Below are 24,679 nucleotides of genomic sequence, written 5' to 3' on the forward strand. Positions count from 1 at the left end.
GGCATGCCGGACTGCGGCTAATAATGAATAAAAGGAAATCCGTTGCAGATGATCGTACGCATACTGCTGCTGTTTATCGTTCTGTGCACCTTTGGTGTGCAGGCGCAGGCTATCAAGGAAAGCTATGCCTTCGCCGTATTGGGAGAACCCCGATACGCCTTTAATTTCAACCATTTTGACTATGTGAATCCTGCCGCGCCAAAAGGCGGGCAGATAACGTTATCCTCTATTGGTACTTTCGATAATTTTAACCGCTATGCACTACGCGGAAACCCCGGCGCGCGCACCGAGCAATTGTACGACACGCTATTTACCACCTCTGATGATGAACCGGGGAGCTATTACCCGCTGATTGCCGAAAGTGCACGCTATGCCGACGATTTTTCCTGGGTAGAGGTCGCCATAAATCCGCGCGCACGTTTTCATGATGGGTCGCCGATTACTGCACGCGACGTTGAGTTTACTTTTCAAAAATTTATGACTGAAGGCGTGCCACAGTTTCGTCTGGTGTATAAAGGCACCACGGTCAAAGCTATCGCGCCGTTAACTGTGCGTATTGAATTAGCCAAACCCGGCAAAGAAGATATGCTCAGTTTGTTTTCGTTACCAGTGCTGCCAGAGAAATACTGGAAAGATCATAAGCTTAGCGATCCGCTCGCCACGCCTCCGCTCGCCAGCGGTCCATACCGCATTACGTCCTGGAAAATGGGGCAGAATATTGTCTATTCCCGCGTAAAAGATTATTGGGCGGCAAACCTGCCGGTAAACCGTGGGCGCTGGAATTTCGATACCATCCGCTACGATTATTATCTTGACGATAATGTCGCCTTCGAAGCATTTAAAGCCGGAGCCTTTGATTTGCGCATGGAGAATGACGCTAAAAACTGGGCCACGCGTTATACAGGCAAAAACTTCGACAAAAAATATATCATCAAAGATGAGCAAAAAAATGAATCCGCACAGGATACACGCTGGCTGGCCTTTAACATTCAACGCCCGGTATTCAGCGATCGCCGGGTTCGGGAGGCCATTACCCTCGCCTTTGATTTTGAATGGATGAACAAAGCGTTGTTTTATAATGCCTGGAGCCGTACGAACAGCTATTTTCAGAATACCGAATACACCGCCAGAAATTACCCCGACGCTGCGGAACTGGTGCTGTTGGCCCCCATGAAAAAGGATCTACCGCCCGAAGTATTCACGCAAATCTACCAGCCGCCGGTCTCCAAAGGAGATGGCTACGACCGTGACAACCTGTTAAAAGCCGATAAATTACTGAACGATGCGGGTTGGGTAATGCAAGGCCAGCAGCGCGTTAACGCCACAACAGGTCAACCGTTCCGCTTTGAATTACTGCTTTCGTCAGGCAGTAATAGTCAATGGGTATTACCGTTTCAGCACAGCCTGCAACGTCTGGGCATCAACATGGACATTCGCAAGGTGGATAACTCGCAAATCACTAACCGGATGCGCAGCCGCGACTATGACATGATGCCGCGCTTGTGGCGGGCAATGCCGTGGCCCAGTTCCGATTTACAAATATCCTGGTCATCGGAATATATCAACTCCACTTATAACGCCCCCGGTGTGCAAAGCCCGGTCCTCGACGCGTTGATCAGCCAAATTATTGCCGCTCAGGGGAATAAAGAAAAATTACTGCCTCTGGGGCGCGCATTAGACCGCGTATTAACGTGGAATTATTACATGTTACCAATGTGGTATATGGCAGAAGACCGGCTTGCCTGGTGGGATAAATTTTCCCGTCCTGCCGTGCGCCCCGTCTACAGTCTCGGTATTGATACCTGGTGGTACGACGTCAATAAAGCGGCCAAACTACCGTCAGCCAGACAACAGGGAGAATAGATGGGCGCTTACCTGATTCGCCGCCTGTTACTGGTAATTCCAACGTTATGGGCGATTATCACCATCAACTTTTTCATCGTGCAAATTGCGCCTGGCGGTCCGGTCGACCAGGCCATCGCCGCTATTGAGTTTGGTAATGCCGGAGTATTACCCGGTGCAGGTGCTGAAGGTGTTCGCGCCAGCCATGCACAAACGGGCGTCGGTAATATCAGCGACAGTAACTACCGCGGCGGGCGTGGATTAGATCCAGCAGTGATCGCCGAGATCACTCATCGATACGGTTTCGATAAGCCGATCCACGAACGTTACTTCAAAATGCTCTGGGACTACATTCGCTTCGATTTTGGCGACAGCCTGTTTCGCAGTGCCTCGGTGCTAACACTGATTAAAGACAGTCTGCCAGTTTCCATCACCCTCGGTTTGTGGAGTACGCTGATTATCTATCTGGTGTCGATTCCATTAGGTATTCGCAAAGCCGTTCATAACGGCAGCCGCTTTGACGTCTGGAGTAGCGCATTTATCATCATTGGCTACGCCATCCCGGCCTTTTTATTTGCCATCCTGCTGATTGTCTTCTTCGCAGGCGGCAGCTATTTCGACCTGTTCCCTCTACGCGGCCTGGTTTCCGCTAACTTTGATTCGCTGCCGTGGTATCAGAAAATCACTGATTATCTGTGGCATATCACGCTGCCGGTGCTGGCGACAGTGATTGGCGGCTTTGCGGCGCTCACCATGCTGACAAAAAACGCATTCCTTGATGAAGTGCGCAAGCAATACGTGGTGACTGCGCGTGCGAAAGGGGTGAGTGAAAAAAATATTCTCTGGAAACATGTGTTCCGTAACGCCATGCTGCTGGTGATTGCTGGTTTTCCGGCAACCTTTATCAGCATGTTTTTCACCGGCTCGCTGTTGATTGAAGTGATGTTTTCGCTTAACGGCCTCGGCTTACTGGGCTATGAAGCAACTGTTTCACGCGATTATCCGGTGATGTTTGGCACGTTGTATATTTTCACCCTGATTGGCCTGCTGCTGAATATTGTCAGTGATATCAGCTATACGCTGGTCGATCCTCGCATTGATTTTGAGGGACGTTAATGTCGCGACTCAGCCCCGTCAATCAAGCCCGTTGGGCGCGTTTTCGTCATAACCGTCGCGGCTACTGGTCGTTATGGATTTTTCTCGTCTTATTTGGTTTGAGTTTATGTTCTGAACTGATCGCCAACGATAAACCGTTACTGGTGCGTTATGACGGCAGCTGGTATTTCCCGTTGCTGAAAAACTACAGTGAACGTGATTTTGGCGGCCCGCTGGCAAGTCAGGCTGATTATCAGGACCCGTGGCTGAAACAACGGCTGGAAGATAAGGGCTGGGTACTGTGGGCACCGATTCGCTTTGGCGCCACCAGTATCAACTTTTCTACCAATAAGCCCTTCCCCTCCCCGCCTTCACGGCAAAACTGGCTGGGAACGGATGCCAACGGCGGCAATGTGCTGGCGCGCATTCTGTACGGCACGCGGATCTCAGTCTTGTTTGGTTTGATGTTGACACTCTGCTCCAGCGTCATGGGCGTGCTGGCAGGCGCGCTGCAAGGTTATTATGGTGGAAAAGTCGATCTCTGGGGACAACGCTTTATTGAGGTGTGGTCGGGAATGCCGACGCTGTTTTTGATAATTCTGCTTTCCAGCGTCGTACAGCCTAACTTCTGGTGGCTGCTGGCAATCACTGTCTTATTTGGCTGGATGAGTCTGGTCGGCGTGGTGCGGGCGGAGTTTTTACGTACCCGTAATTTCGACTATATCCGCGCGGCGCAGGCGCTTGGCGTCAGCGATCGCAGTATCATTCTGCGTCATATGTTGCCAAATGCAATGGTCGCTACCCTCACCTTTTTACCGTTTATTTTATGTAGTTCGATAACCACTCTGACCTCGCTCGATTTCCTCGGCTTCGGTTTGCCGTTGGGCTCTCCTTCACTCGGCGAACTGCTGTTACAAGGGAAAAATAACCTTCAGGCGCCGTGGCTTGGGATCACCGCCTTCTTGTCTGTGGCGATTTTATTGTCTTTGCTGATCTTTATCGGTGAGGCAGTCCGCGACGCATTTGATCCTAATAAGGCGGTGTAGTATGACGCAAACTCTGTTAGCGATTGAAAATTTGTCGGTAGGTTTTCGCCATCAGCAAACTGTCCGTACTGTAGTGAATGATGTTTCACTACACATTGAGTCAGGCGAAACGCTGGCGCTGGTAGGAGAATCAGGTTCTGGTAAAAGTGTTACCGCGCTGTCGATTTTACGTCTGCTCCCTTCACCGCCGGTTGAATATCTCTCTGGCGATATTCGTTTTCATGGCGAATCGCTGCTTCATGCCAGCGAGCAAACATTGCGTGGCGTACGAGGTAATAAGATTGCCGTGATTTTCCAGGAGCCGATGGTGTCGTTAAACCCATTGCATACTCTGGAAAAACAGCTTTATGAAGTGCTTTCGCTCCATCGCGGGATGCGACGAGAAGCGGCACGCGGCGAAATCCTTAACTGCCTTGATCGCGTGGGCATCCGTCAGGCGGCAAAACGGCTGACAGACTATCCGCATCAGCTCTCCGGCGGAGAACGCCAGCGCGTGATGATTGCGATGGCCCTATTAACACGCCCGGAATTATTGATTGCCGATGAGCCAACCACCGCGCTGGATGTCTCCGTCCAGGCGCAGATCCTGCAACTGTTGCGCGAACTGCAACGCGAACTAAACATGGGCATGCTGTTTATTACCCATAACCTCAGCATTGTCAGAAAACTGGCCCATCGCGTGGCGGTAATGCAAAACGGTCGCTGTATGGAACACAATAACGCCACTGCGCTATTTGCCTCCCCTGCTCATCCTTACACACAAAAATTGCTGAACAGCGAACCGTCGGGAGATCCCGTGCCGTTGCCGGAGCCTGCCTCAACATTGCTCAATGTTGAAAAACTTCAGGTCGCATTCCCTGTTCGTAAAGGGATTCTCAAACGCATTGTGGATCATAATGTGGTGGTGAAAAGCGTCAGTTTTACACTGCGGGCGGGTGAAACGCTGGGTTTAGTTGGCGAGTCCGGTTCCGGTAAAAGTACAACAGGACTGGCGCTACTGCGGTTGATTCACTCTCAGGGCAGCATCATCTTTGACGGTCAGCCATTGCAGAATTTAAACCGCCGCCAGCTATTACCGGTTCGTCACCGTATTCAGGTCGTTTTTCAGGATCCGAACTCCTCACTCAATCCACGGCTAAACGTGTTGCAGATTATCGAGGAAGGATTACGTGTCCACCAACCAACGCTTTCTGCCGCGCAACGTGAAGAACAAGTGAAAGCGGTAATGCATGAAGTGGGGTTAGATCCTGAAACACGCTACCGTTATCCGGCAGATTTCTCAGGAGGTCAGCGGCAACGTATTGCGATTGCCAGGGCATTGATTCTTAAGCCTTCGCTGATCATTCTTGATGAACCGACATCATCGCTCGACAAAACGGTACAGGCGCAAATATTGACGCTATTAAAATCACTGCAACAAAAGCATCAACTGGCCTATCTGTTTATCAGCCACGATTTGCACGTTGTCCGCGCGTTATGCCATCAGGTAATCGTACTGCGACAAGGGGAAGTGGTAGAACAAGGGCCGTGTGCGCGTGTTTTTGCCGCACCGCAGCAGGAGTACACGCGTCAGCTGCTGGCGTTAAGCTGACGCTTAAAAAGGATTGTAGTTCGAGAAAGGTTCTGCGATTGCCACGCCAAAGTTCTTCAGTCGGCACGTGGCGGCAAACTCATCCTGACGATTCACAAACAGGCACGGTTCACCTTCGCACTCCAGGACTGAGCACGGAACTTCAATGTCGCTTAACGCCTGACTTAATTTGTACATCACCGACCATGCATTATCACCATCCGGGCTTAACAATTTAAGCGCTACCAGGCTGTTGTCACCGCACGGTCCATTTTGCGGAATCGGTTCAACCTTCGAACCTGCGAAACCCGCAGACCAGCGATAGTTCTGCGGCAATCGATGGACGATTGAGAGTTGTAATGAAGTCACTTATTTTCCCCAGAAAGTTTGTTTAAATTCACAATTTATTTACATTGATTTTAACACATCATCAACAATCAGTCTTTAAACAGATCGTAAAGATTGATGCCTCACTTGCGTAGCCTTTATGCCTCTGATTTTAATGATTTCTGCAAGCGGGGTCACATTTGCGGGGCTATATGTACCCGTTTCTGAGATCTAACTCAACCTTTTTAACTACAATGATGTGACTTTTTACACAAATTGATTTTACATAAAATAAACATATATCGGAGAAATGATAGATTTACGGTTGATATGCATCAACAAAGGAAGCCTTTTAGCTTCCCCGTTGTGCAACAGATCACCGTTTTTTCGGTCGACTGGCGTAAAGACAGAAAAGAATGGAACTGGTCGCGCAGAACGCAATTGACCAGATCATTGGCCATGCGGAGTTGAACGTTGCCAGTGAGAGCAATGCGCCAACAATTGCGCCTATGCCAAAACGGAAGGTCCCCGCCAGCGACGATGCCGTTCCTGCCATATGGGGAAACTCATCCAGAATAACCGCCATCGCGTTGGATGAGACCATCGATACACAGCCAACAAACGCCGCTACACCGACAACCAGCGACCAGAATCCCAGCCCAAGCAGTGCACTGATGACCATCCATGCCGCCATAATAAATTGTATCCATAGTCCTGAGCGGAACATATTTAGCGCGCCAATCCGGCGAACAAAACGGCTGTTGAAGATGGTCATCACAAACAGGAAAACAATGTTCAGCGCAAAGTAATAACCGAAGTTTTCCGGTGCGACGTGGTTAATTTCGATGTAGACAAACGGTCCGGCGCTTAAGAACGAGAACATCCCGGCAAAGCTGAAACCGCTGGCCAGCATATAACTTAGTACCCGTTTATGACGAAACAGCGCGGCGAAATTACCGATGGTGGTACGAATGTGGAACGGCTGGCGACACTCCGGCGGCAACGTTTCTTTGATCAGAAAGAAGATCATTGCCGAAGCCAGAATCGCAGCCACGGCCAGAATCCAGAAAATGTAATGCCAGCTCAACCACACCAGCACCCAACCGCCGACAATCGGCGCCATCAACGGCGCGATCGTGGTCACCAGCATGACAAACGACATCATCCGCGAGAACTCTTCTTTCGGGTAGATATCACGCATCAGAGCGTTGATAACCACGCTGGCTGCCGCAGCCGCCAGACCATGGAAGAAACGCATAACAATCAGTTGATCGATGGTTTGTGCCAACGCGCATGCCACTGCCGCCGCGGCAAACACCAGCGTGCCGCCAAGAACCACCGGCTTGCGCCCGAAGCTATCCGCCATCGGACCGTAAATTAACTGCCCCAATGCAAAACCCAGAATATAAGTACTCAGGGTCATCTGCGTACTACCCGCAGGAACCCCAAACTGCGCTGATATCACCGGTAACGCGGGCAGATACATATCAATCGACAGCGGCATCAACATGGCCAGCAGGCCAAGGATAAAGACAATAGCAAACGACGAATGCTGTCGGGTGGTCACAACGGGCTCCTGAATATATTTAACGTGTTAGCCGACGCTGGCGATTTCTTCTTCAGTTAATGGACGATATTCACCGGGTGCTAAATCTGCATCCAGCATAATGCCGCCAATGCGTTCGCGGTGCAGCTCTACTACGTGGTTACCCACAGCGGCAAACATACGTTTCACCTGATGATAACGCCCTTCGCTAATGGTCAGGCGGACTTGCGTTGGCGTAATGACTTCCAGCACCGCCGGTTTAGTGAGGTCTTTTTCGTTGTGCAATTGCACGCCTTTGGCAAATTGCTCTGCCGTATCGTCAGCAACCGGAGACTCCAGCGTCACCAGATAAGTTTTCTCGCAGTGATGACGCGGAGAAGTAATACGATGCGACCACTGACCGTCATCGGTCATCAGCACCAGACCGGTGGTGTCGATATCCAGCCGCCCTGCCGCATGCAGTTTCCAAGCTACGGGTTCATCCAGGAAATAGAGCACTGTTGGATGATCTGGATCATCCGTAGAGCAAACATAGCCCTGAGGTTTGTTGAGCATGAAGTAACGCGGACCGTGTTGCTGCGCCAGTGGATTGCCATCATAAGCCACGTTGTGTTCTGGAAGCAGTTTAAACGCTGCATTGCGGACGATTTCGCCATCGACGGTGACACGGTTCGCACGGATTTCACGCCCGGCAATAGCACGGCTAACGCCGAGTTGCTGTGCGATAAATTTATCAAGTCGCATGTGTGTGATTTTGCCTGTAAAAACGGAGGTCGGGCATTGACCCGAAAATCAGAACTGTTGTTCGCTCAGTATAGCGGTCTAATAACTTCCCTCAAGAGAAAAAAATCCGTGGCATACTATTAGCAGAATAATCTACCTACGCGAGACCATGATTTTTACACTCCGTCCATACCAGCAAGAAGCCGTGGATGCCACGCTCAACCATTTTCGTCGCCATAAAACCCCTGCCGTTATCGTACTGCCCACTGGCGCAGGTAAAAGTCTGGTGATAGCGGAACTGGCGCGGCTGGCGCGTGGTCGCGTGCTGGTGTTAGCGCACGTTAAAGAACTGGTGGCGCAAAACCATGCAAAGTATCAGGCGCTGGGGCTGAAAGCTGATATTTTTGCTGCCGGACTGAAGCGCAAAGAGAGCCACGGTAAAGTAGTGTTCGGCAGCGTGCAATCGGTCGCGCGCAATCTTGACGCCTTTCAGGGGGAATTTTCGCTGTTGATTGTCGATGAGTGCCACCGTATAGGCGACGACGAAGAGAGCCAGTATCAGCAAATCCTCACTCACCTGACGAAAGTAACCCCCCACTTACGCTTGCTGGGGCTGACTGCCACGCCCTTTCGCCTGGGTAAAGGCTGGATCTATCAGTTCCATTATCACGGCATGGTACGCGGCGACGAGAAGGCCCTTTTCCGTGACTGCATTTATGAACTGCCGCTGCGCTATATGATTAAACACGGCTATCTGACGCCGCCAGAACGACTGGATATGCCGGTCGTGCAGTACGATTTCAGTCGCCTGCAGGCACAGAGTAACGGGCTGTTCAGCGAAGCCGATCTCAACCGCGAGTTGAAAAAACAACAACGTATTACACCACACATTATCAGCCAGATTATGGAGTTCGCCGCAACGCGCAAAGGGGTGATGATTTTCGCCGCGACGGTTGAACACGCAAAAGAGATTGTCGGTTTGCTCCCCGCCGAGGATGCTGCACTCATTACCGGTGACACGCCCGGCGCTGAACGTGACGTATTAATTGAAGATTTTAAAGCCCAACGTTTTCGTTATCTGGTCAACGTTGCAGTACTCACCACCGGATTTGACGCGCCGCACGTCGATCTTATTGCGATTCTGCGTCCCACCGAATCAGTGAGTCTTTACCAACAAATTGTTGGTCGCGGCCTGCGCCTGGCGCCCGGTAAAACAGATTGTTTAATTCTTGATTATGCGGGTAATCCTCATGACCTCTATGCGCCGGAAGTCGGTACACCAAAAGGCAAAAGTGACAACGTTCCGGTGCAGGTTTTCTGCCCAGCCTGTGGTTTCGCCAACACTTTCTGGGGAAAAACCACCGCCGACGGCACGTTAATTGAACACTTTGGTCGCCGCTGTCAGGGATGGTTTGAAGATGACGATGGCCATCGCGAACAGTGTGACTTCCGTTTCCGTTTTAAAAATTGTCCGCAATGTAACGCAAAAAATGACATTGCCGCCCGCCGCTGCCGCGAGTGCGACACGGTATTGGTGGACCCGGATGATATGTTAAAAGCAGCGCTACGTCTGAAAGACGCTCTGGTGCTGCGTTGTAGCGGAATGACGATGCAACACGGTCATGACGAGAAAGGCGAATGGCTGAAAATAACCTATTACGATGAAGACGGCGCCAACGTGAGTGAGCGCTTCCGTCTACAAAAGCCCGCCCAGCGCACAGCTTTCGAGCAACTATTTATCCGCCCGCATACCCGTACGCCCGGCATTCCTCTGCGCTGGATCACCGCTGCCGATATCCTCGCCCAACAAGCGTTGCTGCGCCATCCAGATTTCGTCGTCGCACGAATGAAAGGCCAATACTGGCAGGTACGTGAAAAAGTGTTCGATTATGAAGGTCGTTATCGCCGGGCGCATGAATTACGCGGTTAAAGGTAGTTTTGATTGATGTGAAAGGCGATTGAGTATAGAATCTCGCCCGCTTTTGCATACGCAAAGCAGATCACTTGCCTGTTGCTGGGTCGCCTGTAGCAGGATTAATTTAAGAGAGAAAGAAATGTTTACTATCAACGCAGAAGTACGTAAAGAGCAGGGTAAGGGTGCGAGCCGCCGCCTGCGTACCGCTAACAAATTCCCGGCAATCATCTACGGTGGCAACGAAGCTCCGCTGGCTGTTGCTCTGGGTCACGACAAAGTCATGAACATGCAAGTTAAAGCTGAATTCTACAGCGAAGTTCTGACCATCGTTGTTGACGGTAAAGAAATCAAAGTTAAAGCTCAGGATGTACAGCGTCACCCGTACAAACCGAAGCTGCTGCACATCGACTTCGTTCGCGCTTAATCGCTGAATAAGTCAGACAAAAGAAAACGGCCTTTACGGGCCGTTTTCTTTTTTATCGACGAACAAAAACCAGTAACTACTTAATCTTTACATCAAACTGGTGACAGTTGTTGCAATATAGCGGTTGCGGTTCCTTTTCATGCGAAGTATGGCATACCGTGCAGCGAATTTCCCCGCCATGAGAATCATGGAATGATGCGACACGCGTCTTACCCGATTCTGGATACTCTTTCAATACTGGATTGCCCTCAGCATCTTTCTTACCATGATAATAACGCTCGCCAGGAGCATGGCAACTGACACACGTCGGCGTCATATTCTTGTTGGCATTGATATCATCGACATGACAGTTATTGCACTCAAGCCCTATCGTTTTATGCATCTTCATGCCGACAATTTCCTGAGCGCTGACAGAAGCCATGCCGATAAAACTACACAGTACACAAGCCAGAATGGCTGTGACAACGCTCTTCAATAATTTGCTCATTTGCCACCTCCTTGTGTCTGCATTCTGGTGCTAATGATGTGCTTCGCGGCCATACGTCCTGACGTTAAAGCGAAGCCAGATGCCGAACCTTCTAACACCAAATCATAAGAACTGTCATACAGTCCGCCCATATCTTGCCCGACAACATACAGACCAGGGATGATCTTCTCATTGGTATCATAGACCTGCAGATCGCTGTTCATTTTCAAACCACCCAGCGTCAGAAAATAAGCCCGAATCCCTTTCACGGCGTAATACGGCCCTTTGTCCTGGAATTTAAACAAATGCTCTTTCTTGCGTCCCCAGTCAGGATCGAAACCGTCATCGGTATACTTGTTCACTTTGGCAATTGTGGCTTTCAAATTATCAGCCGGAACGTTGATCTGTTTCGCCAGATCATCCAGCGTTTCGCCTTTAAACAGCCATCCTTCTTTCATGCCAATCTCAATGGCCTGATCCAGCGCCTTCATCGGCTGCCCGGGTAAAACAATGGCATTAAACGGTGTTACGGGCCCTTCGTTAACCATCTTCTGGCGCATCGCGTCATCCCAGATAGAGTACATAACCCCACCGTTCATGGTGATAGCGTTGTATACGAGAGTAAAACTGGAACCCAGTGACTCATCGAAGAAACGTTCACCTTGTCTGTTGATCCACAGGAACGGCTGGCTTAACGATGTTCTGGCCTGTTTTTGATAGTCCGCGCCATTAAACTGGCGAATAGGAGGATCTTGATCGACATACGGGCTGTTACCGGCAATGGTTTGCATTCCAGCAGTGTCAGCGCCAATTTCCTGACCCATTTTAATACCATCACCTTCGCGTCCATCAATCAGTGGTCCACGTAGTTTTACTGGAACCATGTTTTTCTGATTCACGTCGGTGATGTATTTTTCAATCATGTCACGGTTATTGGCAAAACCACCGGTTGCCACAATAACGCCTTTACCATCAGCAATAATTTTTTCGCCCGTAACACTGTTAACCGCTTCAACGCCAACCACTTCGCCGCTTTGTTTATCGCGAATAATCTTCTTAACAGGAGTTTCGGTATAGATTTGACCACCGCCATCAAGGATCTTCTTGTAAAAGCTTTTGGTCACGGATGCGCCGTTATGCTTATACATATGCCAGGTCCATAATGAATCTGACTGAGGGTAAATGGTGGTTTTTAGCGTAGTGAATTCGACACCATTGCTGGCAACCCAGTCGATGGTTTCACCTGAGTTTTTCATTAAAGCGTGCAAAGCACTGGCATTGGCTCGCCAGTGGTGGAAATCGATCGCTTTACCAAAGGCCTGATTCAGCGTGGCGCCTTTCCCCTCTTTTTTCTGCATCAAAGTGCCAATGCCTAAACTACCTTCAGGGTAAACACCTGCCCCACCAAGACTGGGCAATTTTTCGAAAATAACAACTTTAGCGCCTCCCTGTACCGCAGTCAGTCCTGCAGACATACCGGAAAGCCCGCCACCGATTACCACAATATCTGTTTGTATGACCTTCTCACTCACGGGTTCAACGGATGGATTTGACAGATTGATATGCGGGATCTTATTCATATTTCTGTCAGCATATGCGCTTACCGAAAGCGCCGTTAATATCCCAGCTAATAAGAAACCTCTGTGTAGTTTCCTCATAACGCGGTCCTTTTATGTGAAAATTAAAAACAAAATGAAACCCTTCTTATTTTTATACGAAACCAGAAACCCATTACGTTACTTATTCATAACTAGTGAGCCGCAACCGAAACAGCAGGCAATTTATGTGCAATACCGGCATGGCAATCAATACAGGTTTTCCCCTCTTTAAGAGAAGCTTCATGAAATGGCGCCATAAACTTTTTCTGTAGTTTTGAAATATCGTGACAGTTTCTACACTCCTGGGCATTATTTTCTCTCATTCTTGCCCATTCAGCTTTTGCCATTTCGCCACGGTGTGACTCAAATTTTTCAGGTGTATCAATTACGCCTGTCATATGGCCCCAAACCTCTTTAATCGCATGGGCTTTTCTGATCATCTTAGGAACAAACTCATCAGGGATGTGGCAATCAGCGCAAGCCACCTTCACACCGGTACGATTACTGCCATGAATAGATTTTTGAAAGCTGTCAGTGACGATGTTATCTTTCATTTCATGACAGCTCAGACAAAAACTATCCGTGCTGGTGTTGTGAATAACTGTATTTATGCCAACAAATAAACAGCCACCAAGAATAATAAAAACAAAAATCAAACATACCATTAGCTTTCGGGTTAAAGAGAAAGCTTTTTTTGGCCGACAGCCGTTTTCACCTTCAGGATTTTCTTGCTCCATGCGGTTAATCCTTAAAATCATTCATATGATTAATAAAGCAATTCAAATACAACGACAATAATATTGATATTCAAAATGTATTCGCATTTTACATACAAAAATAAATATATATGTATGACACTCAACAAAATCAATATAAATAAATAGAGTGACATTTCCAGTGTTACAGTTCACAAAAATGTCGGAAATTGAAATCAGACGGGTGTCTTATAGAAAAAATAGTGTAAGCGAAAGGTATTTACGATATCAGTTGGTTTAATAACACAAACAATATATTAGAATGAAAAGCCAATCAGCAAGCCATTCAACTCACTGATTGACGATTATTATAATTTCCCCGCTACGGTCTCTCCATTGAGAAACGTGAAAGCAGTGGATTTAGTTTCCGCCAGAAGTCCGGCGCTGCAATTGATCACGCAAATTCGGCGGCGTGCCTTTAATGGTCAACGTATCGGTCGCCGGATCCCAGAAGATGCGTTCACCTAACAGCATCGCATCAAAGTTGATGGTTAAACCACCGCCGCTACCAGCAAACTTAGTCAACTGACGCAGCGTGCTACGGTCTGCCGGGAAGCTTTCTTCCAGTTCATACCCTTTTTCAGCCGCAAATTCCGTGAAACTCACTTCACTGACGCCCGCCAGTTCTTTCGACAGCGACTCCAGCTCGATCTCTTCACCCGCCTGCAATTGCTCATTACAGTAGCTATAAACCTGCTGGCGAACGTTCTGCCGTTCTGCTTTATCCAGCTGCGCTTCAGCAGTGAAATCATCCACGGCTTGTAACAAGCCACGGTTTTGCGCTTTCGCATTCAACCCTTCGCTGGCGCCGAGAAAATCCATAAAGAAATCGGCCACTTTACGCCCCACTCGCCCTTTCAGGAAAGTCAGATAACGAGTCGATTCTGGATTGGTTTCCCACTCAGTTAAATCAATACGCGCAACGATATCCGCATGGTTGATATCAAGATAATGAGTTGGGTTGATATCGAGATTTTCGTTAACGCGCATACTGCTCAGGTTGCTCAGTACCGCCACCAGCAGATACTCCACTGCCAGATAGCTATAATGACAAAACAGCACGAATCCGCCATCAGCGAAGGGGTATTTTGCTAATTCGTCGCGCAGACGCCCGGTTGCCGCCCGGCTAAATGCCAGAAAGTCTTCTTTGCCCTGACGCTGCAAACGCAACGTCTGCGCCAGTTCACTCTCTTCGCTGAACAAGCCATAGGCTTTGTTCTTGGCGCTATAGACCCGATGCAGCTCTGCCACCATCTCAACGACGGTTTCCGTCGGTTCCAACAATGAATCGCGCAACACCAGCTCAAGGTTCTGCTCATCACGCTTGATAAGCTGGTGCAGAGCAATCTGGTTGATATCCAGACTCATGATAAACTCTCCTTTAAGACCGGGCGGTATTCAACCACCACCGGTAAAGCGACGCAATAAAAGTTGGCGCTCATTTTACAGAAGGTCGCGTAACGAGAATGATTTAAAGCATAAAAAAGCGGAAAAAAAACTGGTGCTACGGTAATATGTTGCCCTTTCATCAACTAACTGATTTAGATTTATGCCGCAAATTTCCCGCTACAGTGATGAACAGGTTGAACAATTGCTCGCAGAGCTGCTCAACGTACTGGAAAAACATAAGGCTCCGACCGACCTTTCCCTGATGGTGTTAGGCAACATGGTCACTAACCTTATCAACACCAGCATTGCCCCGGCTCAACGCCAGGCAATTGCCAACTCTTTTGCCCGCGCCTTACAGTCCTCTATCAACGAAGACAAAGCGCACTAAGGGAAACAGATAACAGGTTATGGTAACTCATCGCCAGCGCTACCGTGAAAAAGTCTCCCAAATGGTTAGTTGGGGGCACTGGTTTGCACTGTTCAATATTCTGCTCTCACTCGTTATTGGCAGCCGTTACCTGTTTATCGCCGACTGGCCGACAACGCTTGCGGGCCGTATTTATTCCTACGTAAGCATTATCGGCCACTTCAGCTTTTTGGTGTTCGCCACTTACTTGCTGATCCTGTTCCCTCTAACCTTTATCGTCGGCTCCCAGAGGCTGATGAGGTTTTTGTCCGTCATTCTGGCTACTGCGGGGATGACGCTGTTACTGATTGACAGCGAAGTCTTTACCCGTTTCCACCTCCATCTTAATCCCATCGTCTGGCAACTGGTCATCAACCCTGACGAAAATGAGATGGCGCGTGACTGGCAGCTGATGTTTATCAGCGTGCCCATTATTTTATTGATTGAACTGGTCTTTGCGACGTGGAGCTGGCAAAAACTGCGCAGCCTGACACGTCGTCGGCACTTTGCCAGACCGCTGGCGGCCTTCTTATTTGTCGCATTTATCGCCTCACATATCGTTTATATCTGGGCCGATGCCAACTTCTATCGTCCTATTACTATGCAGCGCGCCAACTTGCCGCTGTCGTATCCTATGACGGCACGACGTTTCCTTGAGAAACATGGTCTGCTTGATGCGCAGGAATACCAACGTCGGCTAATTGAACAAGGCAATCCCGATGCGGTTTCGGTTCAGTATCCGTTGAGCGAACTGCGCTACCGCGACATGGGCACTGGGCAAAATGTATTGCTGATCACTGTCGATGGTCTGAATTACTCACGTTTTGAGAAGCAAATGCCTGCGCTGTCGAATTTTGCCGGACAAAATATCACATTCACGCGCCATATGAGTTCCGGCAACACCACGGATAACGGCATCTTTGGCCTGTTCTATGGCATCTCGCCAAGCTATATGGACGGCATTCTGTCGACTCGTACGCCTGCAGCGTTGATTACCGCGCTTAACCAGCAAGGCTATCAGCTTGGGTTATTCTCATCGGATGGCTTTACCAGCCCTCTGTATCGCCAGGCATTGTTATCAGACTTCTCAATGCCGAGCGTGCAGACACAATCTGATGAACAGACCGCCACACAGTGGATCAACTGGCTGGGTCGTTACGCGCAAGAAGATAATCGCTGGTTCTCGTGGGTTTCGTTCAATGGCACCAATATTGACGACAGCAATCAGCAAGCATTTGCACAGAAATATAGTCGTGCAGCAGGTAACGTTGACGACCAGATTAACCGTGTGCTTAATGCGCTGCGAGAGTCAGGCAAGCTGGACAATACGGTGGTGATAATCACTGCAGGTCGGGGGATTCCGCTGTCCCCGGAAGAAGACACTTTCGACTGGTCCCACGGTCATCTCCAGGTACCATTAGTCATTCACTGGCCAGGTACGCCGGCACAGCGTATCAATACACTGACCGATCATACCGATCTGATGACCACGCTGATGCAGCGACTGCTGCACGTCAGTACGCCTGCCAGCGAGTACTCACAAGGTCAGGACTTGTTCAATCCTGAACGCCGTCATTACTGGGTAACCGCTGCGGATAACGATACGCTGGCAATTACCACACCAAAAATGACGCTGGTACTGAATAATAACGGTAAATACCGCACTTATAATTTACGTGGTGAACGGGTGAAAGACGAAAAACCACAGTTAAGTTTGTTATTGCAAGTGCTGACGGATGAGAAACGATTTATCGCTAACTGATTAATTATAAATCAGTTAGCAAAATATCTTACTTGCAATCGGTGTAGAAAGCGGTAGTATTAGCACCCACAAGTCGGCACGTAGCGCAGCCTGGTAGCGCACCGTCATGGGGTGTCGGGGGTCGGAGGTTCAAATCCTCTCGTGCCGACCAAATCTACCATAGTTAATCATCGTTTTTATGAAAAAAGCCCGCTAATTCATTGAATGGCGGGTTTTTTTATTGTTTTTAATCATCGTTATTCGACGTTAACAGTAGTTTTCAGACGTTTTTTTTAGTTATATGTTTAGTTATACGGGCTGGCGCATAGCTAAATCCGTATAACTAGAACCTGTTTTTTCCCGTGGATTCAAAAACGTATGGCAAGAAAGGCAACCCCACTCACCACCACACAGCTCAAAGCAGCTAAACCAGCGGAAAAAGAATACACCTTACAGGATGGCGGCGGGCTTTTTCTCGTTGTTAAGCCGTCTGGTTCGAAACTATGGCGATTCAATTACTATCGCCCATCGAATAAAAAACGAACAATCATTAGTTTGGGATCGCTTGATGAAGTCTCCCTAGCTGATGCCAGAAAGCGCCGTAGCGAGTACAGGACGTTAATTGCGGCAGGAACCGACCCGCAGGAATACGAACGGCAAAAACGCGAAGCAGAGGCTCGACGACAGGGCAACACGTTCGAAAATGTGGCCGCATCGTGGTACGAAATGAAAAAAAACCAGAATCTCGCCCACAATACGATCAAGGACATCTGGCGCTCGCTAGAGAAATATGTATTCCCGTATATCGGAAACACACCGATAGATACTCTCACCGCTCGCCGCTTTGTTGAGATACTCACGCCCATCAAGGCACGTGGCAATCTGGAAACGCTAAAGCGCGTTTTGCAGCGAATAAACGAGGTTATGGACTACGCCGCCAACAGCGGGATAATTGACATCAATACCGCCGCCAATGTTCGAAAGGCATTCCCCACCCCGACCAAAAAGCACATGCCAACTATTCGACCAGAACAGCTACCGCAACTTATGAACGATTTAACGATTGCCAGCATAGAACGACAGACCAAATTGTTGATTGAGTGGCAGTTGTTAACTGCAACCCGCCCAGCCGAAGCCTCCGCCGCACGGTGGGAAGAAATCAACCTTGAGGCGGCAACCTGGACGATACCAGCCGGACGCATGAAGATGCGCCGTGATCATGTGATCCCCCTTTGCGCTCAGGCGATGGCAGTGCTTGAAGCCATGAAGCCGATTAGCGCACGAAGGGAGCATGTTTTCCCAAGTCTTAAAAATCCAGTGAAACCAATGAGCAGCCAGACAGCAAACGCAGCATTACGGCGAATGGGTTACGCTGGTGTGCTGGTATCTCATGGACTACGCGCCATATTCAGCACAGCGGCGAACGAAGAAGGATTCGAGCCGGACGTAATCGAGGCCGCACTCGCACACGTGGACACGAACGAAGTTAGACGGGCATACAACCGAAGCAACTACCTAGAAAAACGTAAAGTGTTAATGTGCTGGTGGGGTGATTTTGTGGAATCTGCTGCAACCGGAATAACCATCGCCAGCGGGCACAGGGGATTACGCGGAATAAAATAAAATATTTAAAAATTATTGGTTCCTAATTGACACCAACCAGGAGCCAATTTGGAGCCAATTTGGAGCCAATTTGGAGCCAATTTAAACCGCTTAGTTTTATGTTAGAAAAATACATTTAGCTCTCTAACGCCCATTATTTAAACTCAGAAGACTCATTATTTAAAGTTAGAATACCCATTATTTAAAGTCAGAAGAAAAATAAATAGTTTTTGCTAAATGGCTCTTGACTTATTTTTTTATGATTTTGTATTCTTTTTTCTATACTTTCACATGTTACCGTCATTTCCATTCAAAAAGTGATATTTTGCTGTCTAGAGGAGAAATAAGATGAGGGCTATTCTTTTAAGACCAGAGGTAAAGGCCTTGCTACGCATTAAATCTGATTCGACCCTAACGGAGATGGTTAACAAAGGCGGGTTCCCCAAAGGATTCCGTATCGGGCTGCGTCGCATTGGCTGGTATGAAGATGAGGTACTCGCCTGGTTGAAAGAACGTGAGAGGGAAACTCGTGAAGCGTAAGTGTGATTAACGCTCGCCTGATTACTATCAAGCAACAAGACAATTAAGAGAGAACATTATGAATACTGGCAAAAATGCCCAAACAGGGGCAGGTTTTCGTTCAACCATAAAAAATATGGCTGATGTTATTATTCAGTTCAAACCTTACGAAAGAATCAATTGAACTAATCGCACTTCCGTTTTAAACGGAAACGTACAATCGCATAGCTTAAACGACAAAAGAAATATGCTTGTTACAAATAAAACAAAGGCGACCGCAGAGGGCCGCCAGAGGACATGTATTAAACTTGAATACATCGCCAACAATGCCATATTTACGGCTGGTGGGCAATGTAATTTGTATGGTGGACATACCATCAACACATCCGACCACATGAGCAAGAAAACGGGATATACTCCCTGCGCACCTCATAAAACGGGTGTCGGGATTACCACCCCGCTGGAGTTACAGGCGATACAGACGCGCCAGGCGTCTTTTTTTGTATCGGCGCACGCGCACGCCTTATCAATGGTGGGCTGTATGGGGCTGACTTCGGTCAGGCTGGTTTCCTGTAACACCAGTTGTGGTAACCCTGTACAGTCCACCGCCAGCGAGCTTACCACCTCCGGCGGTGGGTATATCCCAACGTTACAGGAGGCTGCCAAATGGCTACTACCCCTACCCTCGAACATTCTCAAAACACATTTATCTGGCGCTTTGTCATCTTTAATCCGACTGATTCCCGTGTTGTTCACGTCGAGGCATCAACCGAACGAGAAGCGCGTAACTGTTGCCCGTCCGGCTGTGTTGCTGTATTCGCTGCCCGTATTCGTCAGGGGGTGAGGCATGCTTAAGCGATTTCAGATAACCGCACGCGCTGTAAATCATCAAGGCCACGTTATTGATAATCAGCAAAACGTGAACGCCACCAGCGTTAATGCAGCTATCGCAATATTGAAAGAAGAGTTAATCGGCTGTGGGTTCACGCAGGTGATGATCCGTGCCGTAATTGAAGTGGCGACAGTTCATTAATCTCATTAATACAGCTTTAACAAAAACGTAATTCGATAAATGAAAGCAAAAAATTCTGGCTTTACTGCCAGCGGTAAAACTCGTCCTGAATTCATGCACGGCGATATTTACCGCGATAAATACGGCAGCACGGTAATGATTAAGGGCGTGAGTGAACGACGCATGATCTACCGCCGTGAAGGATACGAATATGACTGCGTGATGCCTGTTTATCAGTTCCAGCGTGATTTTACGCTGGTGGATCATCGTGAAACCGTAAATCAGAACCGTGCAGCAAGATATATCCGCAAAATCCGCGAAATGCTGGTTACTGGGGGCAAGAAATGAAACGCGCACCGAACTTAAAGCACCAGCCAGCCGACAAAATGACGGAGGTTATCATTTTTGCGGGTAGTGATGCGTGGAGCCATGCGAAAGAGTGGCAGGAATGGGCAGGTAAGCATATTGCCGCCGACAATGTGCCGCCTGTCGTTCTGTCAGATGAACACCTGAAAGATATTACCGGTTATCAGATTATTGATGATAGCCGTCAGTGTGTGCGTGTTTACCGCGCAGGGCACATCACTGAACGTAGCCTTACACAGATCGTCACATTGCTGGCTGTGGCTGGCGTGAAGACCGTATACGAATATGCGGGGATAACTGACACCAGCCCGGCGGATTTATCCGACCAGTTGCCTCGCCTCAAAGACGAATACGAGCGCGGGGAAAGTCTGGTGTTGCCCTTAAAGAAAAAAATCACAGAAAGCCAGGGCGATGATGAATTAAAACCCCGCGTTGAAAGTCGCGCCGATGGTGTTTTCTGGGTAACGCCCAAAGTTGACAAACAGTCAGGCGAAATTATCCGGCCTGAGGCGTGGTTATGTTCCCCGCTTGAACTACTGGGAACGGGAACGATCGGTAAAGAGCATTACCGCGTGATGCGCTGGAAAAAATTAGCAAATCATGAAGTCATCACAATGGCGATCCCGTGCGGTGGCATTGGCGACCGTGACGGCTGGCGGCTGCTGAAAGATCACGGACTCAATGTGACAACCAACGGCAAATACAGGGCTATCCTGGCTGACTGGATGCAGTTAAGCGGAAACCATGAGGAATGGCAGTTAAGCACAACAACGGGGTGGCATTTTGGCGCGTACATCATGCCGGACGGTTCAGTCATTGGTGAGTCTGAAAAACCGATCCTGTTTACCGGAAAAACGGCTGCCGTTAATGGTTATTCCGTAGCAGGAACGACAGAGGGCTGGCGCGATACAGTGGCGCGACTGGCTGGTGGTAATCCGTCCATGATGCTGGGTGTGGCGGTATCGTTATCAGCACCATTAATCGGGCTGGTGGGCGCTGACGGCTTCGGGGTACATCTTTTCGAACAATCATCGGCAGGGAAAACCACCACACAGAACATCGCATCAAGTTTATGGGGAGAGCCGGACGCGCAACGGCTGACTTGGTACGGAACGGCGTTAGGTATCGCCAACGAGGCAGAGGCACACAACGACGGGCTGTTACCCCTGGATGAAATAGGCCAGGCCGGAAACGCGCGGGAGGTGTCCACATCGGCTTATACGCTGTTTAACGGTTCGGGGAAATTACAGGGGGCGAAGGACGGCGGCAACAGGGAGATAAAACACTGGCGAACGGTGGCGATCAGTACCGGAGAAATGGACGTTGAAACATTCCTCAAAAGTGAGGGGATAAAAGTCAAGGCGGGGCAGCTTGTCAGGTTGCTTAACGTGCCGATGGAGAAGTCTACGCAGTTTCACGAATACAGCACAGGAAAGGCGCACGCAGACGCGTTAAAAGCCGCCTGGACAGAAAACCACGGGGCGGCGGGTCGTGAATGGATTAAATGGCTGGCAGCCCACCAGCAGGAGGCTAAGGACACGGTAAGGGCGTGCCGTGAACGGTGGCGCAACCTAATACCGGAGAGCTACGGCGAACAGGTTCATCGCGTAGGGGAACGATTCGCCATACTGGAGGCCGCGCTTGTGCTGTCCGGTCATGTTACGGGCTGGAATGTTCAGACGTGCTGTGATGCCATTCAGCATAACTTTAATGCCTGGGTGAAGGAGTTCGGCACGGGTAACAAGGAACACAGGCAGATTATTGAACAGGCAGAGGCATTTCTTACTGCCTACGGCATGAGCAGGTTTGCGCCTGTCAATTATGACCCTGCAAGCCTGCCGATTTCAGAACTGTACGGCTACAGGGAAAGCGAGGGGCGTTACGGTGAGCCTGTTTTGTTTTACGTCCTGCCGGAGCCATTTAAATCGCATGTGGCGAAGGGATTTAACAAGGATGCCGTAGCAAGAGCCCTTCACGAAGCCGGAATGCTGAAAAAGCCAGCCAGCGGGGAAGGATGGCAAATCAGAACACCACGTCTTAAGCACATGAAGGGGGCACGACTAAGGGTGTACGGCCTTTTACTTGCACAGGATCATGATGATGAAGGTGGTTAATCTCTCGCGTGTAGGTTTAAAGACTCTTGTCCCACCTGTCCCAACCTGTGAGAAACACACATAACATACTGAATTATATTGGGTAATATCAGAAAAAGTGGGACAAGAGCGGGACAAGTTAAGGTGATTTTGGGACAAGTTAGGAGCATTTTGGGACAAGTCAGCAGGCGTTATTTTTTGCCTGGCTGGTGGACATTAAAAATCCAACCAACATTTAAAACCGGAGAGCAGACAATATGACGGCACAAATATCAGCTTACGGGCGGCTGGTGGCTGACCCGCAGTTAAAAACCACCAGCAAGGGAACACCAATGGCGCTGGTGAGTATGGCTGTTCCCCTTCCGTGCAGTCAGGCATATGACGGAACAGCGACGATGTGGTTATCCGTCCTGGCGTTTGGCAGACAGGCCGATGCACTGGCAAAACACCAGAAAGGCGAACTGGTGAGCGTGGTGGGTAACATGCAGATAAGCCAGTGGACAGACCAGAACGGGGAAATGCGGCAGGGCTGGCAGGTCATCGCAGACAGCGTAATCAGTGCGCGAACCGTGCGACCAGGAGGCAGGAAAGGACAGCAAGGGCAGGCTACTGACGCACTGAACAGGACAAAGCAGCAGACGGGCCAGCAGGATGACCCGTATGAGGACGAAATACCATTTTAACTGCCAGTGGATTCACTAACAGAGGTTAACAAATAATGACTACACTGACTATTAGCAGAAAACCGAAAGGCATTTACGGCATACCACAGAAAAAGACACAGACGACACAGCAGCAGGATAAAACCACATCAGCGCATAAAGTGATACCCGGCAATCAGAACGCACAGCAGAGCCGCAAACAGAAGCCCACAGGGGCGACACCGTGGCGGCATATGACCAAACGCCAAGGCAAAAACCGCAGGCGCGTTAACCGTCTTATTGAACTATGGCCTGAATTATTCAGCCTGGAATCACCGAAGCCGCTTAAGGTAGGGATATTTGAAGACCTGATACAGGATATTGCCGTCAGGGCGCTGGCTTTTGGGTCAGGGGCATTACGTGCGGCGCTAGCATCTTATGCTCATTCTCCGCGTTATTACCGTGCCTTAATGGCTGGTGGCGTGCGTTACGATCTGAATAGCCAGCCATGCGGCGAGGTGACACAACAGGAACAGCAGGACGCGGAAGCACGACTGATGGCACTGAAAGAGAAGCGCAAACGTAAGTCGAACAAGGAGCAAGCTGGCGTATGAGTATGATTCACGACAGCAAAGCGGAAGATCTGGAGGCTAAAGGCCTGTACCGGAGAGCGGCGGCCCGATGGGCTGAGGTCATGCAACAGGTGAATACCGATAAGGAGCGCGAACAGGCAGTAAAGCGTCGCGCGGAATGTATCCACAAGGCAGCACGTTCGCCCGTCATGCTGGATAATTTCGGGGGCTTGAGAGAGGCAGCACACCGCACACAGGCGGATATGGGGATAGAAATCGCAAAATCTGTCTGGCGGAACTACCAGACAGACAAGGTTTTATAGTGGCAGTTCTGCATTATTTTTTGTGTTATTGAGTTGTAGAGCGTTTCAGGAGTTTTTTGAATCACATGAACGTTTCGCTGGTGGATATTCTCGACAAGTTGCAGCCAGGCCGACGCGTGCCAGCTCGCCGCAGTGCCTGGCATCTTCCGTACATCGTCTTTCTCGAACGGCGCGGAAACGATTTGATTGCGTTGAATCCCGTCACAGAGGATAGCGTTACGCTATCTCCTGAGAGCCTACTAGCCACAGACTGGGAGTACTGCTAAACACAAACGCATCGAGGGTGCTGGCGTGTTGCCAGCCCCACCCCATCCGAAATGATCCCCCAAAAAGTGCAAAATGATCCCCCATTAACGAACAGAAAACAAACAAATAAAGAACAACAAATGAGCATTATTTGCAATTCTTGACAAAACCCCCCCCTATTTATAACCCTACCAAATTTAAAATTACATCTACAAAACAATAAGTTACAAAATCACCAACGGATCATTTCGGAAAAAACGGTTAGTGCCTTTTTCGAAAGGGGATCATTTTGTTGCTTAAACTCATATGCGGATTACATATCAATACGCTAGTGATAGCCGTTCTTGAATGCCACAGAAACGCGCTGTAATCGATTCTGGCGCAATTAGCTGTGCTAGCTAATGATTTCCTATCTGGGGATGTTGCGCACGTCTGGATTGCGTTACCACCGAAGATTGTGCG

The 24,679-nt window shown here is 49.2% G+C and carries 24 protein-coding genes, 1 tRNA gene and 1 pseudogene; 19 read left to right on the forward strand and 7 right to left on the reverse strand.

Annotation, left to right across the window (positions count from 1 at the left end):
- Positions 1-48 precede the first annotated feature (48 nt).
- Genes EA14781_RS04365 through yejF form a run of 4 tightly spaced genes read left to right on the forward strand, consistent with a single transcriptional unit; the run spans position 49 to position 5,574 of the window.
- Positions 49-1,863, forward strand: a complete 1,815-nt coding sequence (locus EA14781_RS04365; protein WP_002461768.1) for an extracellular solute-binding protein — start codon at positions 49-51, stop codon at positions 1,861-1,863.
- Positions 1,864-2,958, forward strand: a complete 1,095-nt coding sequence (locus EA14781_RS04370) for a microcin C ABC transporter permease YejB (protein ID WP_000501577.1) — start codon at positions 1,864-1,866, stop codon at positions 2,956-2,958.
- A complete protein-coding gene (locus EA14781_RS04375) occupies positions 2,958-3,983 on the forward strand; it encodes an ABC transporter permease (protein WP_000088894.1) in 1,026 nt (341 codons plus the stop codon). Before EA14781_RS04370 ends, EA14781_RS04375 begins: the two co-directional genes overlap by 1 nt.
- Position 3,984: 1 nt before the next feature.
- Positions 3,985-5,574 carry a microcin C ABC transporter ATP-binding protein YejF gene (gene yejF, locus EA14781_RS04380; protein WP_000194887.1) on the forward strand — a complete coding sequence of 530 codons (1,590 nt, stop codon included), beginning with the start codon at positions 3,985-3,987 and terminating at the stop codon, positions 5,572-5,574.
- Positions 5,575-5,577: 3 nt separating this feature from the next.
- Here the strand turns inward: yejF and EA14781_RS04385 are convergent, their stop codons facing one another.
- From EA14781_RS04385 to rsuA, 3 genes are all read right to left on the reverse strand, one after another.
- Entirely contained in the window at positions 5,578-5,922 is a 345-nt protein-coding gene (locus tag EA14781_RS04385) for a YejG family protein (RefSeq protein WP_000202798.1), read from the reverse strand.
- A 334-nt stretch (positions 5,923-6,256) separates the two neighbouring features.
- Positions 6,257-7,447, reverse strand: a complete 1,191-nt coding sequence (bcr, locus tag EA14781_RS04390; protein ID WP_000213376.1) for a multidrug efflux MFS transporter Bcr — start codon at positions 7,445-7,447, stop codon at positions 6,257-6,259.
- A gap of 27 nt (positions 7,448-7,474) precedes the next feature.
- Positions 7,475-8,170: a 16S rRNA pseudouridine(516) synthase RsuA gene (gene rsuA, locus EA14781_RS04395; RefSeq protein WP_001234830.1), complete on the reverse strand. Its 696-nt coding sequence runs from the start codon at positions 8,168-8,170 to the stop codon at positions 7,475-7,477.
- A 148-nt stretch (positions 8,171-8,318) separates the two neighbouring features.
- On the opposite strand from rsuA, the gene radD reads away from it, so the two are divergent.
- Together radD and rplY are read left to right on the forward strand one after the other, a co-directional pair.
- A complete protein-coding gene (gene radD, locus EA14781_RS04400) occupies positions 8,319-10,079 on the forward strand; it encodes a DNA repair helicase RadD (protein WP_000578100.1) in 1,761 nt (586 codons plus the stop codon).
- A gap of 124 nt (positions 10,080-10,203) precedes the next feature.
- Positions 10,204-10,488, forward strand: coding sequence for a 50S ribosomal protein L25 (gene rplY / locus EA14781_RS04405; protein WP_000494195.1), 285 nt, complete (start codon positions 10,204-10,206; stop codon positions 10,486-10,488).
- 76 nt (positions 10,489-10,564) lie between these two features.
- On the opposite strand, the gene EA14781_RS04410 is transcribed toward rplY, so the two are convergent.
- The 4 genes from EA14781_RS04410 to yejK form a co-directional block, all read right to left on the reverse strand.
- Positions 10,565-10,975: a cytochrome c3 family protein gene (locus tag EA14781_RS04410; RefSeq protein WP_000040566.1), complete on the reverse strand. Its 411-nt coding sequence runs from the start codon at positions 10,973-10,975 to the stop codon at positions 10,565-10,567.
- Entirely contained in the window at positions 10,972-12,612 is a 1,641-nt protein-coding gene (locus tag EA14781_RS04415) for an FAD-dependent oxidoreductase (RefSeq protein ID WP_241955830.1), read from the reverse strand. Before EA14781_RS04415 ends, EA14781_RS04410 begins: the two co-directional genes overlap by 4 nt.
- 92 nt (positions 12,613-12,704) lie before the next feature.
- Positions 12,705-13,289, reverse strand: a complete 585-nt coding sequence (locus EA14781_RS04420; protein ID WP_000434494.1) for a NapC/NirT family cytochrome c — start codon at positions 13,287-13,289, stop codon at positions 12,705-12,707.
- 378 nt (positions 13,290-13,667) lie between these two features.
- Entirely contained in the window at positions 13,668-14,675 is a 1,008-nt protein-coding gene (gene yejK / locus EA14781_RS04425; RefSeq protein WP_000050800.1) for a nucleoid-associated protein YejK, read from the reverse strand.
- 181 nt (positions 14,676-14,856) lie between these two features.
- Here yejK and EA14781_RS04430 point away from each other — a divergent pair, with 181 nt between their 5' ends.
- From EA14781_RS04430 to EA14781_RS04490, 13 genes and pseudogenes are all read left to right on the forward strand, one after another.
- Positions 14,857-15,084: a YejL family protein gene (locus EA14781_RS04430; protein WP_001135667.1), complete on the forward strand. Its 228-nt coding sequence runs from the start codon at positions 14,857-14,859 to the stop codon at positions 15,082-15,084.
- A 19-nt stretch (positions 15,085-15,103) separates the two neighbouring features.
- The gene (gene yejM / locus EA14781_RS04435) at positions 15,104-16,864 is read left to right on the forward strand and encodes an LPS biosynthesis-modulating metalloenzyme YejM (RefSeq protein ID WP_000256175.1); all 1,761 of its coding nucleotides are present in this window, start codon (positions 15,104-15,106) and stop codon (positions 16,862-16,864) included.
- A gap of 74 nt (positions 16,865-16,938) precedes the next feature.
- Positions 16,939-17,015: transfer RNA gene (locus EA14781_RS04440), tRNA-Pro, on the forward strand.
- 206 nt (positions 17,016-17,221) lie between these two features.
- Positions 17,222-18,466 carry an integrase domain-containing protein gene (locus tag EA14781_RS04445; protein WP_000101297.1) on the forward strand — a complete coding sequence of 415 codons (1,245 nt, stop codon included), beginning with the start codon at positions 17,222-17,224 and terminating at the stop codon, positions 18,464-18,466.
- Between the two features lie 327 nt (positions 18,467-18,793).
- Positions 18,794-18,985, forward strand: coding sequence for a helix-turn-helix transcriptional regulator (locus tag EA14781_RS04450; RefSeq protein ID WP_001201666.1), 192 nt, complete (start codon positions 18,794-18,796; stop codon positions 18,983-18,985).
- A gap of 373 nt (positions 18,986-19,358) precedes the next feature.
- Positions 19,359-19,580, forward strand: a pseudogene (locus tag EA14781_RS25605) (ash family protein); the annotation flags it as partial.
- Between the two features lie 50 nt (positions 19,581-19,630).
- On the forward strand, positions 19,631-19,819 hold the full coding sequence (locus EA14781_RS24120; protein WP_001384686.1) for a host cell division inhibitor Icd-like protein: 189 nt from the start codon (positions 19,631-19,633) through the stop codon (positions 19,817-19,819).
- Positions 19,812-19,997, forward strand: coding sequence for a hypothetical protein (locus EA14781_RS04465; protein WP_000919328.1), 186 nt, complete (start codon positions 19,812-19,814; stop codon positions 19,995-19,997). The genes EA14781_RS24120 and EA14781_RS04465 overlap by 8 nt, the downstream gene beginning before the upstream one ends.
- Before the next feature lie 39 nt (positions 19,998-20,036).
- Positions 20,037-20,324 (forward strand): DUF4222 domain-containing protein, encoded by a 288-nt coding sequence (locus tag EA14781_RS04470; RefSeq protein ID WP_000644969.1) that lies wholly within the window; start codon positions 20,037-20,039, stop codon positions 20,322-20,324.
- Positions 20,321-22,456 carry a DUF927 domain-containing protein gene (locus EA14781_RS04475; RefSeq protein ID WP_000817020.1) on the forward strand — a complete coding sequence of 712 codons (2,136 nt, stop codon included), beginning with the start codon at positions 20,321-20,323 and terminating at the stop codon, positions 22,454-22,456. Before EA14781_RS04470 ends, EA14781_RS04475 begins: the two co-directional genes overlap by 4 nt.
- 236 nt (positions 22,457-22,692) lie before the next feature.
- The gene (locus EA14781_RS04480; protein ID WP_000126711.1) at positions 22,693-23,118 is read left to right on the forward strand and encodes a single-stranded DNA-binding protein; all 426 of its coding nucleotides are present in this window, start codon (positions 22,693-22,695) and stop codon (positions 23,116-23,118) included.
- A gap of 35 nt (positions 23,119-23,153) precedes the next feature.
- Complete coding sequence (locus EA14781_RS04485; protein ID WP_000209995.1) at positions 23,154-23,690, forward strand: ProQ/FINO family protein; 537 nt, start codon at positions 23,154-23,156, stop codon at positions 23,688-23,690.
- A 2-nt stretch (positions 23,691-23,692) separates the two neighbouring features.
- On the forward strand, positions 23,693-23,971 hold the full coding sequence (locus EA14781_RS04490; protein ID WP_024164758.1) for a PerC family transcriptional regulator: 279 nt from the start codon (positions 23,693-23,695) through the stop codon (positions 23,969-23,971).
- Positions 23,972-24,679: the final 708 nt, after the last annotated feature.

The sequence above is a fragment of the Escherichia albertii NBRC 107761 = DSM 17582 genome (assembly GCF_000759775.1).
Taxonomy (GTDB): domain Bacteria; phylum Pseudomonadota; class Gammaproteobacteria; order Enterobacterales; family Enterobacteriaceae; genus Escherichia; species Escherichia albertii.

Excerpts from the sequence above, each read along its gene's own strand:
- EA14781_RS04365 (WP_002461768.1), top strand. The coding sequence starts at position 49 with ATGATCGTACGCATACTGCTGCTGTTTATCGTTCTGTGCACCTTTGGT.
- EA14781_RS04370 (WP_000501577.1), top strand. The coding sequence starts at position 1,864 with ATGGGCGCTTACCTGATTCGCCGCCTGTTACTGGTAATTCCAACGTTA.
- EA14781_RS04375 (WP_000088894.1), top strand. The coding sequence starts at position 2,958 with ATGTCGCGACTCAGCCCCGTCAATCAAGCCCGTTGGGCGCGTTTTCGT.
- yejF (WP_000194887.1), top strand. The coding sequence starts at position 3,985 with ATGACGCAAACTCTGTTAGCGATTGAAAATTTGTCGGTAGGTTTTCGC.
- rsuA (WP_001234830.1), bottom strand. The coding sequence starts at position 8,170 with ATGCGACTTGATAAATTTATCGCACAGCAACTCGGCGTTAGCCGTGCT.
- radD (WP_000578100.1), top strand. The coding sequence starts at position 8,319 with ATGATTTTTACACTCCGTCCATACCAGCAAGAAGCCGTGGATGCCACG.
- rplY (WP_000494195.1), top strand. The coding sequence starts at position 10,204 with ATGTTTACTATCAACGCAGAAGTACGTAAAGAGCAGGGTAAGGGTGCG.
- EA14781_RS04410 (WP_000040566.1), bottom strand. The coding sequence starts at position 10,975 with ATGAGCAAATTATTGAAGAGCGTTGTCACAGCCATTCTGGCTTGTGTA.
- EA14781_RS04415 (WP_241955830.1), bottom strand. The coding sequence starts at position 12,612 with ATGAGGAAACTACACAGAGGTTTCTTATTAGCTGGGATATTAACGGCG.
- EA14781_RS04420 (WP_000434494.1), bottom strand. The coding sequence starts at position 13,289 with ATGGAGCAAGAAAATCCTGAAGGTGAAAACGGCTGTCGGCCAAAAAAA.
- yejK (WP_000050800.1), bottom strand. The coding sequence starts at position 14,675 with ATGAGTCTGGATATCAACCAGATTGCTCTGCACCAGCTTATCAAGCGT.
- EA14781_RS04430 (WP_001135667.1), top strand. The coding sequence starts at position 14,857 with ATGCCGCAAATTTCCCGCTACAGTGATGAACAGGTTGAACAATTGCTC.
- yejM (WP_000256175.1), top strand. The coding sequence starts at position 15,104 with ATGGTAACTCATCGCCAGCGCTACCGTGAAAAAGTCTCCCAAATGGTT.
- EA14781_RS04445 (WP_000101297.1), top strand. The coding sequence starts at position 17,222 with ATGGCAAGAAAGGCAACCCCACTCACCACCACACAGCTCAAAGCAGCT.
- EA14781_RS04450 (WP_001201666.1), top strand. The coding sequence starts at position 18,794 with ATGAGGGCTATTCTTTTAAGACCAGAGGTAAAGGCCTTGCTACGCATT.
- EA14781_RS24120 (WP_001384686.1), top strand. The coding sequence starts at position 19,631 with ATGGCTACTACCCCTACCCTCGAACATTCTCAAAACACATTTATCTGG.
- EA14781_RS04465 (WP_000919328.1), top strand. The coding sequence starts at position 19,812 with ATGCTTAAGCGATTTCAGATAACCGCACGCGCTGTAAATCATCAAGGC.
- EA14781_RS04470 (WP_000644969.1), top strand. The coding sequence starts at position 20,037 with ATGAAAGCAAAAAATTCTGGCTTTACTGCCAGCGGTAAAACTCGTCCT.
- EA14781_RS04475 (WP_000817020.1), top strand. The coding sequence starts at position 20,321 with ATGAAACGCGCACCGAACTTAAAGCACCAGCCAGCCGACAAAATGACG.
- EA14781_RS04480 (WP_000126711.1), top strand. The coding sequence starts at position 22,693 with ATGACGGCACAAATATCAGCTTACGGGCGGCTGGTGGCTGACCCGCAG.
- EA14781_RS04485 (WP_000209995.1), top strand. The coding sequence starts at position 23,154 with ATGACTACACTGACTATTAGCAGAAAACCGAAAGGCATTTACGGCATA.
- EA14781_RS04490 (WP_024164758.1), top strand. The coding sequence starts at position 23,693 with ATGATTCACGACAGCAAAGCGGAAGATCTGGAGGCTAAAGGCCTGTAC.